The 15248-nt window shown below is 64.0% G+C and carries 15 protein-coding genes; 10 read left to right on the top strand and 5 right to left on the bottom strand.

Annotation, left to right across the window (positions count from 1 at the left end; all coding sequences use genetic code 11):
• Nucleotides 1-2: 2 nt before the first annotated feature.
• The 9 genes from ACQR1I_RS24840 (at nucleotide 3) to ACQR1I_RS24800 (ending at nucleotide 9287) form a co-directional block, all read left to right on the top strand.
• Nucleotides 3-959: a mechanosensitive ion channel family protein gene (locus ACQR1I_RS24840; protein WP_434867989.1), complete on the top strand. Its 957-nt coding sequence runs from the start codon at nucleotides 3-5 to the stop codon at nucleotides 957-959.
• Between the two features lie 189 nt (nucleotides 960-1148).
• Nucleotides 1149-1781 carry a hypothetical protein gene (locus ACQR1I_RS24835; protein ID WP_434888846.1) on the top strand — a complete coding sequence of 211 codons (633 nt, stop codon included), beginning with the start codon at nucleotides 1149-1151 and terminating at the stop codon, nucleotides 1779-1781.
• A gap of 791 nt (nucleotides 1782-2572) precedes the next feature.
• Nucleotides 2573-3085, top strand: coding sequence for a hypothetical protein (locus ACQR1I_RS24830; RefSeq protein ID WP_434867991.1), 513 nt, complete (start codon nucleotides 2573-2575; stop codon nucleotides 3083-3085).
• Between the two features lie 69 nt (nucleotides 3086-3154).
• Entirely contained in the window at nucleotides 3155-3667 is a 513-nt protein-coding gene (locus ACQR1I_RS24825; RefSeq protein WP_434867992.1) for a hypothetical protein, read from the top strand.
• Between the two features lie 156 nt (nucleotides 3668-3823).
• Entirely contained in the window at nucleotides 3824-4267 is a 444-nt protein-coding gene (locus tag ACQR1I_RS24820) for a DUF695 domain-containing protein (RefSeq protein ID WP_434888845.1), read from the top strand.
• Nucleotides 4268-4984: 717 nt separating this feature from the next.
• Nucleotides 4985-5380: an EF-hand domain-containing protein gene (locus ACQR1I_RS24815; protein ID WP_434867994.1), complete on the top strand. Its 396-nt coding sequence runs from the start codon at nucleotides 4985-4987 to the stop codon at nucleotides 5378-5380.
• A gap of 178 nt (nucleotides 5381-5558) precedes the next feature.
• Entirely contained in the window at nucleotides 5559-5942 is a 384-nt protein-coding gene (locus tag ACQR1I_RS24810) for a DUF302 domain-containing protein (protein ID WP_434867995.1), read from the top strand.
• A gap of 1497 nt (nucleotides 5943-7439) precedes the next feature.
• Nucleotides 7440-8990, top strand: coding sequence for an L-piperidine-6-carboxylate dehydrogenase (gene amaB, locus ACQR1I_RS24805; RefSeq protein WP_434867996.1), 1551 nt, complete (start codon nucleotides 7440-7442; stop codon nucleotides 8988-8990).
• Nucleotides 8991-9089: 99 nt separating this feature from the next.
• A complete protein-coding gene (locus ACQR1I_RS24800) occupies nucleotides 9090-9287 on the top strand; it encodes a DUF3606 domain-containing protein (RefSeq protein WP_434867997.1) in 198 nt (65 codons plus the stop codon).
• Here the strand turns inward: ACQR1I_RS24800 and ACQR1I_RS24795 are convergent.
• Together ACQR1I_RS24795 and ACQR1I_RS24790 are read right to left on the bottom strand one after the other, a co-directional pair.
• Nucleotides 9284-9484 (bottom strand): hypothetical protein, encoded by a 201-nt coding sequence (locus ACQR1I_RS24795; RefSeq protein WP_434867998.1) that lies wholly within the window; start codon nucleotides 9482-9484, stop codon nucleotides 9284-9286. The genes ACQR1I_RS24800 and ACQR1I_RS24795 overlap by 4 nt on opposite strands.
• Before the next feature lie 80 nt (nucleotides 9485-9564).
• Nucleotides 9565-9837, bottom strand: coding sequence for a hypothetical protein (locus ACQR1I_RS24790; RefSeq protein WP_434867999.1), 273 nt, complete (start codon nucleotides 9835-9837; stop codon nucleotides 9565-9567).
• 177 nt (nucleotides 9838-10014) lie between these two features.
• Between ACQR1I_RS24790 and pncA the strand changes: the two genes are divergently transcribed.
• Nucleotides 10015-10638, top strand: coding sequence for a bifunctional nicotinamidase/pyrazinamidase (gene pncA, locus ACQR1I_RS24785; protein WP_434868000.1), 624 nt, complete (start codon nucleotides 10015-10017; stop codon nucleotides 10636-10638).
• Nucleotide 10639: 1 nt separating this feature from the next.
• On the opposite strand, the gene ACQR1I_RS24780 is transcribed toward pncA, so the two are convergent.
• Genes ACQR1I_RS24780 through ACQR1I_RS24770 form a run of 3 tightly spaced genes read right to left on the bottom strand, consistent with a single transcriptional unit; the run spans nucleotide 10640 to nucleotide 14986 of the window.
• On the bottom strand, nucleotides 10640-10933 hold the full coding sequence (locus ACQR1I_RS24780; protein ID WP_434868001.1) for a helix-turn-helix domain-containing protein: 294 nt from the start codon (nucleotides 10931-10933) through the stop codon (nucleotides 10640-10642).
• A gap of 31 nt (nucleotides 10934-10964) precedes the next feature.
• Nucleotides 10965-14504: a molybdopterin cofactor-binding domain-containing protein gene (locus ACQR1I_RS24775; protein ID WP_434868002.1), complete on the bottom strand. Its 3540-nt coding sequence runs from the start codon at nucleotides 14502-14504 to the stop codon at nucleotides 10965-10967.
• Nucleotides 14504-14986, bottom strand: a complete 483-nt coding sequence (locus ACQR1I_RS24770; RefSeq protein WP_434868003.1) for a (2Fe-2S)-binding protein — start codon at nucleotides 14984-14986, stop codon at nucleotides 14504-14506. The genes ACQR1I_RS24775 and ACQR1I_RS24770 overlap by 1 nt, the downstream gene beginning before the upstream one ends.
• Between the last annotated feature and the right edge of the window lie 262 nt (nucleotides 14987-15248).

The following is a 15248-nucleotide window of genomic DNA, read 5'->3' as shown; positions in this document are numbered from 1 at the left end:
ACATGGATCTGTTTGGCGTCCCGCTGATCGGTCTCAACGCCGAGAACGGCAAGAAGCTCGTCCTGACCCTGGTGCTGGTCGTGGCAGCGCTGCTGCTGCGCCGCGCCGCCACGTTCGTGATCTCGTTCGCCCTGCAGCGGCGCCATGAGCGCGCCGCGTTCTGGAGTCATCAGGCCGTGAGCCTGACGATCGCCGTTCTCCTGATCCTAAGCGTGCTGTCGGTGTGGTTCGACGATCCTGCGCGCCTGACCACCGCGGCCGGACTGATCACCGCCGGCCTCGCCTTCGCGCTGCAGAAGGTGATCACGTCGATTGCCGGCTATCTGGTGATCTTGCGCGGCCGCACCTTCTCGGTCGGCGACCGCATCACCATGGGCGGCGTGCGCGGCGACGTCATCGCACTCGGCTTTATCCAGACCACGATCATGGAGATGGGCGAGCCGCCCGACGTGCAATCGGCCGAGCCCGCGGTATGGGTGCGCAGCCGCCAGTTCACCGGGCGCATCGTCACCGTCACCAACGACAAGATCTTCGACGAGCCGATCTACAACTACACGCGCGACTTTCCCTTCATCTGGGAGGAGATTCGCCTTCCCATCGGCTACAAGGCCGATCGCGCCAAGGCCGAGGAAATCCTGCTTGCCGCCGCCGCTCGGCACGCGGCGACGCAGGCGCGGCTCGGCGCCGAGGCGCTGGCGCGCATGCGGACGCGCTACTTCGTCCGCAGCGCCGACGTCGATCCCGTCGTCTTCATCCGCCTGACCGACAACTGGGTCGAGCTGACGCTGCGTTTTCTCGCCGACGCGCTGTCGGTGCGCCGCTTGAAAGACGCCATGCACCGCGAGATCCTCGCCGAACTCGAAGCCAACCGCATCGAGGTCGCCTCGTCGACCTTCGAGATTGTCGGTCTGCCGCCGGTGACCATCGTGCGCAACGGACCGGGTCGAGTCGAACCGTGATGGCTCGGCACGCCCTCGCGCGCTAGCGAACAGCCTCTCAGCCCTTTCCCGGCCCGACGGTCGTGCTATCGTCCGCCGCGTGCGGACAGTCGAGAGAGCAAGACCTTGCGATTCAGCTCGCAACCATCCACCTCGTCACATCGGCTTCGCGACGTCCGGTTGCATGGCCTCGTCCTGACGATCGCGCTGTTGATGATCGGAAGCGCGCGCGCTCAAGTCGATACGAGCGCGCAGAACCTGATGGTGGTCGTCAGGGAGGCGATCGGGGCCAACCAGAACTCCGAGACGCTGGAGCCTCTGGGGAGGGGGCGACTGAAGCTCTCCGACGGCAGGGAGTTCGAGTTCGAACTGGCCGCGTTCCTGTTGCTCGGCGACATGCAGATCAGGTTCGTTTTTGATGGGCCTCAGTTCATGTCGAACGCCAAGCCGCAGGACCGCGCACGTCTGGGGCTCGCCCCGGCAGAAGCGCTCGCGCTGGCGGTGGCCAACATCAAGCGGGTCTACGGCGATCCGGTCGCCAAGCCCTGGGAGATGGGATTGATGCAGGTCGAGGGCAGGTCTCCCGATCTCGACAGCAGCTATGTTCTCGATCGGGCGTTCTGGCGGCATCTGCTGCGGGAGCATCCCGAAGGCCTCGTGGTCGCCGTGCCCAAGCGCGGCGCACTCTTGTTCACGCCGGCAAACGAGGAAGCCAAGGTGCAGTGGCTGCCGGATAACATCGCCCGTCTGCACGCAACCAGCGGTAAGTTGCGCGTGTCATCCGCACTCTATTTGTTCAAGGACGATCGCTGGACGGTGTTTCAGTCACCGAGGAGCGAGTAACCGAGCACAATGCAGTCATTCGATGACAGTGATTCAGCACGACACGGGAGGTTACTGTCTCCTCAAGGGGCGCAAAGTCAGTCTCAGGATATGAACTGGCGAAAGAAATCTGTTTCTGGGAGCTGAAATGAGCTTACGCACCATGGCGCATATGAGGCTTGCTATCCTGCTCGTTTTGGCTGGTCTCCATAGCGAGGCCACCCGAGCGAACGAGCAGAAATGTAGTGCGCCTCAACTTTACGCAAACCTGATGAAATCAGACAGCGAATGGGAGGTTGAGGCAGAGTCACCAGAAGAAAGAATAATGGTGGGGTCCGTTGCATTTCACCCCATTGAACGGCTGAGTGTTCGAGGTGGTGCGATCTGGGTGGCTCCATTCAGAACAGACTTCGACAAGGCCAGGATTCGGGTGGTGGGGAACGATGTCAGCCTCGATCGAATCAGATTCCAGCGTCCACTCGGTCCCGAAATGTGGTCCGCCGTGATGACGCAGTTGTACGCTCAGCCACGCGTGCGGTTCACACTTTCCGCGCCAGATGGCGACTGTGGAGCGCGAGCGCTCGTTCTGACAATTGACAGTACGGCGGCTTCCAAACCATTCGGGGTGGGGCGGTGGCAGTTCAAACGAAAATGATGCAAGTGCTGCGATGTCCATCCGAAGTGCGGTGACAGTGCTGGACTGCCCCCTGAAGCGAGACGCGACAGGGGAGTTTTATGCACCGTGTCCGCAACTGCTCAAAGTCGGCCTCTGGATATGAATTGGCGAACGAAATCTGGTTCTGGGAGCTGACATGAGCTTACGCGCCATGGGCCATCTGAGGCTTGTTATCCCGCTCGCTTTGGCTGGTCTCTATAACGAGGCTACCCACGCAGACGAGCAGAAATGTCGTGCGCCTCAACTTTACGCGAACCTCATGAAATCAGACAGCAAGTGGACGGTTGAGGAGGATCCACTTCCACCAAGAAAACGAATAGAGGTTGGATCGGTTGCATATCAACCAATCAAACAGCTTAGTTTTGATCGTGGTACGTTCTGGGTGGCTCAATTCGGGGCAGACTTTTGGGAGGCCAGAATTCGAGTGGTGGGAAAAGATGTCAGCCTTGATCGAATCAGATTCCTCTACGCAGGCAGCCCCAGAATGTGGGAGGCGTTGGTGGGGGAGTGGTACGCTCAGCCACGTGTGCGGTTCACACTTTCCGCGCCTGACGGTGAGTGCGGAGCGCGAGCGCTCGTTCTGACAATTGACGGTACGGCGGCTTCCAAACCATTCGTGACCGAGCAGTGGCGGTTCGAACGAAAATGATGCAGGTGCTGCGATGTCCATTGGGGGTGTGGTGCTGGACTTCACTTCAATCTGGTTCTGGGAGCTGACATGAGCTTACGCGCCATGGGCCATCTGAGGCTTGTTATCCCTCTCGCTTTGGCTGGTCTCTATAATGAGGCCACCCACGCAGACGAGCAGAAATGTCGTGCGCCTCAACTTTACGCGAACCTCATAAAATCAGACAGCAAGTGGATGGTTGAGGAGGATCCACTTCCACCAAAAAAACGAATAGAGGTTGGATCGGTTGCATATCAACCAATCAAACAGCTTAGTTTTAATCGTGGTGCGATCTGGGTGGCTCAATTCGGGGCAGACTTTTGGGCGGCCAGAATTCGAGTGATGGGAAAAGATGTCAGCATTGATCGAATCAGATTTTTGCGCGCCTTTGGCCCAATGTGGGAGGCGTTGGTGGGGGAGTGGTACGCTCAGCCACGTGTGCGGTTCACACTTTCCGCGCCTAACGGTGAGTGCGGAGCGCGAGCGCTCGTTCTGACAATTGACGGTACGGCGGCTTCCAAACCATTCCCGATCGAGCAGTGGCAGTTCAGACGAGAAAAATGAAATTGCTGCGACATCAGTCGGAATGGCGCTGACTGTGCTGGACTGCCCCCCTGAAGTAAGACGCGAGAGCGGTTGCACTATCCTTTATTCGAGGCGCCCGGGCGCGCCGTATTTTGGCTGGTGCAAGTAAGGCGCAGAGGAAAGGTTGCCGGTCGTATGGGTGGTTTGCCGTCGGATGACCAATATGTCCTCGTGGAGTTCAGGCAGCGAGATCTTCCTGGATTTGCCAACGTCAACTCGTCTTTGAAAAGCGTTCAGGCGAAACGCGAGCTGAATTGGCACCTGTCAATGCTTTTGCTGTGCGAAGGCTTGAGCCAGAACTGCCTTCCCTCTGATGAGGAGCAGGCTTTGTTATTTCGCTTTGAGGATGAAGTTCATGACGCGTTGTTGCAGGCCGATGGTGTAAGATTCTTGGCGCGAGTGACGCACGACGGCCGCAGGGAGCTGATCTGGCGGCTCGCAAATCCCGACGCTGCCAACGCCGTTTTGCAACGGATTCGGAATACACGGGAATACCCATGGGAATTCGATTTCCGTATCGATTACGATCCTCTTTGGCAGAAAGCCAAATGGTATCTCGAAGCTGCGCAGTCCAGCTAGCTAGAGTATGCGAACAATTGCAAAATGCGTGTCGAGTTGGGAGTTTCTGCGACACTGCAATAAATAAGTAATTCATTGCCTTCAACATGACACGGATGCTTGGTGCGCTGCAACCTGACTGTTCCTGTTCGTGTGCCGGCCAAGCTCGTGGACGAGATTATGTCTCTGGTCCGCCATGTTCCGCGCGAGCTTCATCTCTACCTTGTGGGTAAACGCGCAATGCCTCGTGCTTGAGCCGCAGGTACGTGCTCGGATTGAATCCGGGGACAACGCTCGGCGTGAGTCGGGCTTGCGTTGATGGAGGACGAGATGCGCAGACATTTCGGTTTGAAGGCAGCATCGACAGCAGGACGGTCGGCATTCACCGGGTCGTCTGGCGCTTCGCAGGACCGGACTGCAGCCGAGTCTGCATCGAGGACCCCCTCGACCGGCAGGTCTCCAACTTCACAGCCCTCTTCCCCGTGCTCCGAGCAGCCGTACTCGCCGGCGAGCTGGCGGGGCTGCCATGGTCGACGATCCACCTCAGCAAGCTGAAGAGCCGCGCCACCGGTCGAGGCAACGACAAGAAGCCGTAGATGCACGGGACCGCCTGGGAGCGGTGGGATGTCGATGCGCGGTGACGTGATCGCGCCCGGCCGAATCGTGAAGCGTCCTCATAGGATCGATCTCCGGCGAGCCGGCTTGTTGCGCCGTGATGACGCATTCGAGGAGGCTTCCATGCGCCGACCCATCCTGCGACTGACGATATCGGCTCTCGTTTTGACTTGCGGCACAGCCGCCGCGCTGGCGCAGAGCCAGACGACGCCGGATCAGCAGAAGATGCAGCCGCCCGCGACCACGCAGGGAACTGGTTCGCCAATGGGCGGGATGATGGGCGGCGGCATGATGGGACAGATGCCGGGCATGATGGGACGCGGCGCGATGGGCGGCAGCGTCATGGGACCGCCCCTGATGCGCATGGTGTTCGCGCTGGTCGACGCCGACGGCGACGGCACGATCTCGCTGCAGGAATTCCAGGCGGCGCATGAGCGCATCTTCAAGGCGATGGACAGCAACAAGGACGGCAAGCTGACTCTGGAGGAAATGCAGACGTTCATGCACGGCCCACGCTGACGGACCTCAAATCGGCGTGATGGCCGGCCGCGCGGGGGCGTGCATCCGGCACCTGCGGCGATTCCGCTGATCTCGATCAAGTGCACGCCGCACGGGCGCGCGATAGTGCCCTCGATCGATGCCGATAGCGCCGCGACGAACGGCGTCGAAGCGGCAGACCTGCCGGAAAGAGGCCAGCATGACCTATTACTTTGCCAAAGCGGTCAATCTGCCGTTCGACGCCGCGATCGAGCGGGTGACGGCCGAGCTGAAGGCGCGCGGCTTTGGCGTCCTGACCCGCATCGACGTGCAGGCCACGCTGCGCGAGAAGATCGGCGCGGAGTTTCGGCCATACACCATTCTGGGCGCCTGCAATCCGAAGCTGGCGCACGAGGCATTGCAGGCGGAGAGCAGGATCGGCACCATGCTTCCCTGCAACGTCATCGTCCAGGAGATCGGTGGAAAGGTCGAGGTCGCCGCCGTGAATCCCGTCGCCTCGATGCAGGCCATCGAGAACGAGGCGCTTTCGACACTCGCCATAAAGGTTTCCGAGGCTCTGAGAGCGGTCGTCGAGGCGGTCTAGACCCGCTCTGCCGTGCAATGAGGGAGCATGCGGCGGCAACGCTCGTGGCGTCCGCTTGGCGTCCTGGGTCATGCCGTCAGAGGGATCAGATTTCGGCGGGCAACGGCTGCTAATGCATGTTTAATCGCGCAGTGACTCAAAATCTCGACGTATCTCATTCCGAGTATCGTACTAGAGGTCTAGCCGTTTCGCGCGAGATACAAAAACGTCCCGCTGGAAGACGATGAGTGTGGTCTAGAGAAGCCGCCACTTGAGCCACTGAAACATAGCCCATGCGAGCAGCGTTAGCCCGAGTGGGATAACCAAAGCGGTGATCCAGAAATATTCTTTCGGAAAGAAGATCGACGGAATTGGAAGGATGGAGAACACACCTCCAAGACACAGGGCAATCCAGAAAACGATCCAGGCGCACCGATCTATTAGCGCGCCGTGCCTCGCTCTCTCGAGGAAGGAATTAGTTTCTTTTGGATTCATCGTCGATACTTCTTCTGCCGAAGAAACTAGCAGAACTCTAGCACAACTCCGGTGACTATGGCGCCAGCGCGGCGACAATCAAGGTGACAACCCAGCACAATCGGGATGAGAGAGCGCCGGCGGGAGCGGAAGGAGGGCATAGCCCGACCGGAGCACCGTTCCCGGCGGGGACGAGGTTGGATCATCTTGTCGATGCGCCAAGCCAGCATGAAGGCCCAATCCGCCAAGCGGAAGGGGGACGCTGGGGACGGGGGCGCGTGCTCATGCTGGACATCTCCAAGTCGTAGCATCCGCCGGATCGACTGGCCACCCTGCCAAAAAAACACTTTCGCGTTTCCAGAAACTATGCTCTACTCCCGTCCATCCTGCTTCGCCACGAGGGGCGTATCGCGATCGTCACGACACGTGAGGCGGGGAGGCGATGGCCGCTGGCTTGCCGCAGTGCGTCTTGGACGTGCGGACGAACGGCAGTTGGCGGACGTGAAGTCGTGTGGTCTTGACGCCGCGGTGCTGGCGTCAAGTCGGCGGGGGGATGATGATCCCTGCTGGCGACGGTGGCTAGACAGCCGTACACCGGGGAGACCACGATATAAGCGTTAAGACCATCGCGCAGGGAATGCCGGAGTTCGGCTGAACCTGTGGTGACTGCCGCCTGCTTTTTGTTTGCAGGCGGGCCATGGGTTGCGGCCAGCGCCCGGCATTCCCTGCGCCCTCGTGATCTCCGGGGGCCGATCGACCTGCAAGCCTCGGGCGCATTGGCGTCGCGGGATCGAACCGATGCGCGCCTGCATGTGCCGGCAAGTGGCGACGGGTCCTGAACGTCCTGCCCCGGCGAGTGCCGTCACGTTCCGGGAACTTCGCCAAGCCGCTTTTCAAGAGCAGACGAACGGACGCGCAGTGGCGGATTGCCCAGCGCCCGGTGCTCGCGCCCTCCGGCGGGATATGATCTACAGGGGGCGATCATGATGGACCGTCCTTGACGTTTTGCGCGCACCGGCACGCAAGACATATCCGGAGTTGTATATGTCCTCTCAACAAGCACATTCCCTCAGCCTCGCTGCTGACGCCACCGACATCCTGACCTCGCTAGGCGTCGCGCCGGCGCGGCTGCAGGGGGGACCGCGCAGCGCGCGCTCGCCGATCACAGGTGAGGTGCTCGCCGCGGTGTACGACCACAGCCGGGCCGATGCGACTGCGGTGATCGGCCACGCCCATGCCGCGTTTTTGCAGTGGCGGCTGCTGCCGGCGCCGAAGCGCGGCGAGCTGGTGCGGCTGCTCGGCGAGGAGCTGCGCGCCAACAAGGCCGCACTCGGCCGCCTGGTTTCGATCGAGGCCGGCAAGATCGTCTCCGAAGGGCTCGGCGAGGTCCAGGAGATGATCGACATCTGCGATTTCGCCGTCGGCCTGTCGCGCCAGCTCTATGGTCTCAGCATCGCCACCGAGCGCGCCGAGCACCGCATGATGGAGACGTGGCATCCCCTGGGCGTCACCGGCGTCATCTCGGCGTTCAACTTTCCCGTCGCGGTGTGGGCCTGGAATGCTGCGATCGCGCTGGTGTGCGGCAACAGCGTCGTCTGGAAGCCGTCGGAGAAGACTCCGCTGACGGCGCTCGCGACCGACGCGCTGCTGGCGCGCGCGATCGACCGCTTCCGCCGCGACGGCGGCGAGGCGCCGGACGGACTCGCCGGCCTTTTGCTCGGCGGCCGCGATGTCGGCGAGATGCTGGTCGACGATAACAGGGTGCCGCTGGTGTCGGCGACCGGCTCGACGGCGATGGGCCGCGTCGTCGGCGCCTGCCTCGCCGGCCGCTTCGCCCGCGCCATTCTGGAGCTCGGCGGCAACAATGCCGCGATCGTCGCGCCCTCGGCCGATCTCGATCTCACCTTGCGCGCCGTGGCCTTCGCGGCGATGGGCACCGCCGGCCAGCGCTGCACCAGCCTGCGCCGCCTGTTCGTGCATGCGGACGTTTATGAGCAACTGGTGCCGCGCCTGAAGCAGGCCTATGCCTCGGTGGCGATCGGCAATCCCTTGGAGCCGGGCACCCTGATCGGCCCGCTGATCGATCGCGGCGCCTATGACGTCATGCAGGCGGCCTTGAGCGCCGCGCGGGATCACGGCGGACGCGTGTTCGGCGGTGAACGTGTCGCGGTCGGCGGCTGCGACGAGGCCTATTATGTCCGTCCCGCGCTGGTGGAGATCGCCGCCCAGGGCGGTCCGGTCGAGCGCGAGACGTTCGCGCCGATCCTCTACGTGATGCCGTATCGCGACCTCGATGCTGTCATCGAGCTGCACAACGCGGTGCCGCAGGGGCTGTCGTCGTCGATCTTCACCAATGATCTGCGCGAAGCCGAGCTGTTCGTGTCGTCGCGCGGCTCCGATTGCGGCATCGCCAACGTCAATATCGGCCCCTCCGGCGCCGAGATCGGCGGCGCATTCGGTGGCGAGAAGGAGACCGGCGGCGGCCGCGAGTCCGGCTCGGACTCGTGGAAGGCCTATATGCGCCGCGCCACCAACACCGTGAACTACGGCCGCAGCCTGCCGCTGGCGCAGGGCGTCAAGTTCGACATCGGGTAGCCGGCGCGATGCCTCGCGCCGGCGCGATGCCTCTCAGTTGTTCTGTCGGCGGAACTGCTTCGACTCCTCGTGCGTTGCGCGCTGACAGGGAGATGCACCATGGCAGCGAAGACGAAGACCACGACAAAGAAGTCCGCGCGCGGACGCAAGCAGGATCGCGCTCGCGTCGCAGGCGGCCAGGACTACGAAGTGCGCTACGAAGCCGAGAAGAGCGGCCCCTCGGCCCAGGCTGTGAAGAAGGCGGTCAAGAAGGTCGGCAACAGCCGCAAGACCGTCGAGCGCAAGCTCGCGCGCTAATGCTTCTGCGGCCGCTGCGGCGGCCGCAGCGAGCCCTTGGCCCAGCCGAGCGCCCTCGGCGAGTGCAGCGGGTCGGGGCCGTCGCAGGCGGGACAGATCTGCTCACGGCGCTCGCCCTTGCCGTGGCGCACCGCAAGCGGCCGGCCGCAGGTCGGGCAGGGCTTGCGCAGCAGCCACGCGGTGGGACGCTTCAGCATGGAGACCTCTCCCGGTCGAGGCCTCAGGCTAGAGCATCTCGAGGTAGTCGCGGAATCACTTATTTGAATCCCGGCGCTTCTTACCGCTCTCCGCGCGGTGAACACTCAGGACAGGTGTCGCCGATCGCGCCGAGGATCTGCTCGATCGCGGCGGTCGCGTCCGCAGGGGAGACGCCGCGCGGCGGATCATCGCAAGCGAGGCGAAGCGCGCGGGCCACGGCGTACGGGTCGCCGCGCTCGTGCATCCAGCCGTGCTCGTCGCAATCGACCACGGCGCCAGCCTCACGCAAGGCTGCCACGGCCCAGCCTTCGAGGCTGCGGATCGGGTTGCGGCGTGTGACGGTGACGGACATCGTGCGAATCTCTCCTGCCGAGAGAATCCACCAGCCGCCGGGCATTTCCAGTCCCGGCGCGCAGGGCAGGGATTCCGGAATGGAGGGGCTGGCTTTTTGGGCCGGACACGAGCGGCTTGAGAACGCCGCCGGCCGCGGCCATGCTGTCCGGGTTTTTGGCAAGCGGATGTGACGACCATGCAGATCAAGGCGAACGAGGACGTGCTGCTCATCATCGACGTGCAGAACGATTTCTGTCCCGGCGGCGCGCTCGCGGTGGCGGACGGCGATGCGGTCGTGCCGGTCATCAACCGGCTGAGCGCGCGGTTCGATCAGGTCGTTCTGACCCAGGACTGGCATCCCGCAGGCCATGGCTCATTCGCCTCCAGCCATCCGGGCAAGGCGCCGTTCGAGAGCATCGCTCTGGCCTACGGCCCGCAGACGCTGTGGCCGGATCACTGCATCCAGGGCACGCCGGGCGCGGCGTTTCACCGCGACCTCGCGACCGACAAGGCGCAGCTGATCATCCGCAAGGGTTTTCGTCCCGGAATCGATTCCTACTCGGCGTTCTTCGAGAACGACAAGACGACGCCGACCGGCCTTGCCGGCTATCTGCGCGAGCGCGGTTTCAGGCGGGTGTTTTTGGCCGGGCTCGCGACCGATTTCTGCGTCCACTATTCGGCCGTGGATGCGCGGCGGCTCGGCTTCGCGGCCGTTGTCATCGACAATGCCTGCCGCGGCATCGATCTCGGCGGCTCGATGGCTGCGGCGCAGGCACAAGGTGCGGAGGCCGGCGTGATCAGGATCGCGGAGCTGGCATGAGTTAGCCGGTGTGGACGGCGCGCGCGCCGACGTCGCGCAGCTCGCGCTCGGTGGTAGCGATCAGGTCGTCATCGGCGCGATGCAGCCGCCCGAGCTCGAACACGAGCAGGCCCGGGCGGTAGCGGCGGCTGCGCGGGTCCTGCTCGAGCAGGCCGCAATCGCGCAGCGAGCGCAGCAGGCGGGACGTCGAGCTCTTCGGCTTGCCGGTCATGACCTGCACGTCGGCAAAGGAGAGGTCGGTCCGGGAGGTCGAGAAGCAGCGCAGGATGTCGATGGCGTTGGTCAGGGCACTCATGTTGATACCTTGTGGTCCATGTTTCGTAGTCTCAGTGCAGCCGGGACGAGCGGATGCGGGTGACGGCGGCATCGATGTTCGTCCAGGCCGGCTTGTCCGGGGCGAACTGGCTGCGCAGATAGCCGACGAGCTCGGCGAGCTGCGCGTCGCTCAGATGGTCCTTGAACGCGGGCATGTAGCCGAGATCGGACGAGGCCGGCTTCATGATGCCGTGCAGGATCACCTGGATCAGATTGTCGGGCGTGGCGCCGTGCAGATTGCTGTTGAGCGCCAGCGACGGCCGGCTGCCGAACAGCGGCAGGCCGCCGACCTCGTGACAGACGGCACAGGCGCCGAGATAGAGTCGGGCCGCCGGAGACGAGGCAGACGTGACCTTGGTGCGCGCCTCGAGATCCGAAGCCATCGACTCCAGTTTCGCCGGCTCGGGCGACGGCGCCTGAAACGAGCCGAGATAGGTCGCCATCGCGCGGATGTCAGTATCGGGCAGCGTCGCGAGATCCTTGACGATCGGCGCCATCGGTCCTGCGGCCACGCCGTGAAAGCGGGAGTGGCCAGTGCGGAGATAGGTGTAGAGCTCGTCTTCCGTCCACGGGATCGGCGCCGATGAGAGCGAGCTCAGCGCGGGTGCTTCCCAACCGTCAGCGAAGCCCCCCGCTAGATAGGCGTTGCGTGGCTCGGCGCCGAGCGCGTTGCGCGGCGAGTGACAGGCACTGCAATGGCCGAGGCTCTCGACGAGATAGAAGCCGCGATTCCACTGCTCCGATTTTGTCGGATCAGGTTTGAAGGATTGAGAGCTGTGAAACAGCGCATTCCAGCCGGCGACCAGCGGACGCAGGTTGAACGGGAAGCGCAGCTGATTGTCCGGCGCCTGCTGCCACACTGGCGTCTGTGCCATCAGATAGGCGTACAACGCCTGCAGGTCCGCATCATCGGTGCGCGCGAAATGCGTATAGGGGAATGCCGGATAGAGCTGCTTGCCGTCGCGGTGCACGCCCTCGCGCATCGCGCGCTCGAACGCGGGATAGGACCAGGCGCCGATGCCGGTCTCGGCATCCGGGGTGATGTTGGTGCTGAACAGCGTGCCGAACGGCGTATCCAGCGCGCGGCCGCCGGCGTTGATCAGGCCGCCATCCGCGGTATGGCAAACCGCGCAATTGCCGAGAGCGGCAAGCGCTTCGCCGCGGGCGATCGTCGTTGCCGAATAGACCGAGGGATCGGGGCGCGTGATCGGGGCGATGGCGCGCCAAGGCAGCACCGCGGTTGCGACGCCGATCGCAGCGGCGCAGGCCGCGACCGCGCCGGCGACGAGACCGCCGCGCTTGGCGAACGGCTTGAGCCAGGTCGTCGTTGGCTTATCCGGCGCGGGAAGGGGCTGTGGCTTGACCGGCTCGACCTGTTCGCCGCGCAGGCCCTGCAGAATGCGTTCCGGCGTGAATGGCGGCTCGCGCAAGCGCACGCCGGTGGCGTCATAGATCGCGTTGGCGATCGCGGCTGCGCTCGGCACCGATGCGGACTCGCCGACGCCGAGCGGCGGCTGATCTGGCCTCGGCAGCATCAGCACGTCGATCTTGGGCACCTCGGGGAAGGTGATGATCGGATAGGCGCCCCATTCGCGCGCCGCGACCTTGCCGCGCGCGAACGGAACCTCCTCCATCAGCGCGCGGCTGGTCGATTGGATGACGTTGCCTTCGATCTGGTGGCGCACGCCGTCCGGGTTGATCATCAGCCCGGAATCCTGGCCGGCGATGACGCGGGTGACGCTGACGTCGCCGGTCGTCGTGTTGACAGCGACATCGGCGATCCAGGCCGACCATGCCGCGCCATAGCCGGGGAACTTGCTGTGGACATAGAGCGCGTAGGCAAAGCCACGGCCGTGCACGACATCGTTCTCGGGCGTCTTCTCCTGCCGCACCGGACGCGGCGTCCAGCCAGCGCGCTCGGCCACCGCGTTGACGAGATCGCGGGCGCGCTCGTCCTTGAGATAGCGCAGCCGGTATTCGATCGGATCGACCTTCGCCTCGGCGGCGAGCTCGTCGATATAGGATTCGTGCGCGAATGTGCTCGGCAGCGCGGAGACGCCGCGGATCCAGGAGGCGCGGACGATCGGCGGCATGTCATGCGCGGTGACGCGCATGTGGTCGTAGTCGTAGGGCGGGATCGCCGTGCGGTCGCCCATTTCGAAGATGGCCGGCTCCGGCGCAATGCGGCCGGTCAGCAGCAGCGCCAGGGTCGGCGCCCCGTTCGAGGGATAGCGCGTGGCGAACTCATAGGCAGCCACCGAGCCGTCGGCATTGAGGCCGCCATTGACGTCCATCAGCTGCGCAGTGCCCTTGGGCTCCCACAGATGCTCCTGCTCGCGCGACAACTGCACGCGCACGGGACGCCCGACGGCGCGCGACAGCAGGAGCGCATCGGCGGTGACGTCGTCGGCGCAGTTGCGGCCGTAGCAGCCGGCGGCTTCCAGCCGGATCAGCTCGATCTGATGCTCGGAGCAGTCGATCAGCTTGGCGAGATCGGTGCGCAGAAGGTGCGGGTTCTGCGTGCCCGAATAGATCCGGATCTGGCCGTCGCGATAGTCAGCGACCGCGCAGGACGGCCCGATCGAGCCGTGCATCTGATACGGCCAGAGATAGGTCCGCGGCATCGGCTTGGCGGCGCCGGCGATTGCGGCATCGACATCGCCTTTGTCGAGCAGCCGGCGCGGCTCGGACGGATTGGCGCGCAGCGCGTTCTCGACGTCATCCAGATCGCGCAAGGTCGGCACCGGCTTCCAGCTCACCTTCAGCCGCTCGGCGGCGAGGATCGCATTTTCCTCGCGCTCCGCGACGACGCCGATGAAATCGCCGATCACGACGACGTCCACCAGACCTGGAACGTCGCGGACCGACTCCTTGTCGACACCGATCAGGCTGGTGCCGATGAACGGGCCGGCATCGACGCCGACATAGGGCGGGCGAACGACACGGCCGTGCAGCATGTCGGGCACGCGGACGTCGTGCACGTAAGTGAGTTCGCCGGTCGCCTTCGCCGGAAGGTCGACGCGCGGCACCGAGCGGCCGACGATCTGATAGTCGTCCACCGCTTTGACGGCGATGTCCTCGGCAAGATCGAGGCGGATCGCATCGTCGCCGATCAACTCGCCATAACTGAGCACGCGGTTGTCGGGACCGCGGACCAGACCGTCCTCGATCGTCAGATCGCTTTCAGCACGTCCAAGCTGCGCCGCGGCCCGCGCCAGCAGGAAGGCGCGTGCCTGCGCCGCCGCCTTGCGCAGCGGCACTGCGGTGATCTGGATGGTTTCGCTGGCGATGGTCGCGCCCTGGTTCGGCACGACGGCGGTGTCGCCGAGCACGACCACGACGCGGGCGAACGATACGTCGAGTTCCTCCGCGACGATCTGTCCCAGGGCGGTGCGGATGCCGGTGCCGAGATCGACATGGCCGTTGAAGGCCGAGACCTCGCCGTCCCGGGTGATTCTGATGAAGGTTTCCGACGACCCGTCGCCGACGCGACGCTCCACCGTCAATACGCCGCGCGGATGATCCGCAGGTTGTTCGACGCGGTCGGCCATCAGTCCAGCGCCTCGAGCGTGTGGCCGGCTGCGCGCATCGCGGCGCGGAGGATTTCGACATGCGCGCCGCAGCGGCAGAGATTGTAGCGCAGCGCCTGCTTGATCTCGTCGAGCGACGGATCGGGCTTGATCGCGAGCAGCGCCTTGGTCGTCATGATCATGCCGTTGAGGCAATAGCCGCATTGCGCGGCCTGCTCGGCGATGAAGGCCTGCTGCACCGGATCGGGCTGTTCGCGCGAGCCAAGTCCTTCCAGCGTCGTGATGCTGCGACCGACGCAGCCTTCGATCGGAATGACGCAGGCGCGGGCGGCGCGGCCGTCGATCAGCACCGTGCAGGCGCCGCATTCGCCGAGACCGCAGCCATATTTCGGGCCGTTCAGGGCGAGGTCGTTGCGCAGCACGTGGAGCAGGATCGTGTCCGGCCCGGCAGCGACGTCATGCGCCTGTCCGTTCACGGTCAGCCGAATCGTTGCTGGCGTCATGCCCTTTTGCCGTCTGCTATGCTATCGTTAACGAGGATGAAATCGCGATCGCCCGGAGCGTATCGTTTGTGTACTAACATGCAAGTGCCACGTTTTGCGCTGCAGTGCGTGCACGATTTGTCGTCATTGTGCAGGGCAAACTGATCGTTTATCCGGCAAACGTGCCTTTCGGGTGCGGCAACGCTTGACAGTCGGCAGAGGGGCGCGACATCATTCGTGTACGAACGAATTACCGCGGTGCGGGCCGCGGCTGCGACCTCCG

The sequence above is a fragment of the Bradyrhizobium sp. HKCCYLS2038 genome, from assembly GCF_051167655.1.
Taxonomy (GTDB): domain Bacteria; phylum Pseudomonadota; class Alphaproteobacteria; order Rhizobiales; family Xanthobacteraceae; genus Bradyrhizobium.
Note: the sequence above shows the minus strand (reverse complement) of the source record. Positions and strands in the feature narration are given on the sequence as shown.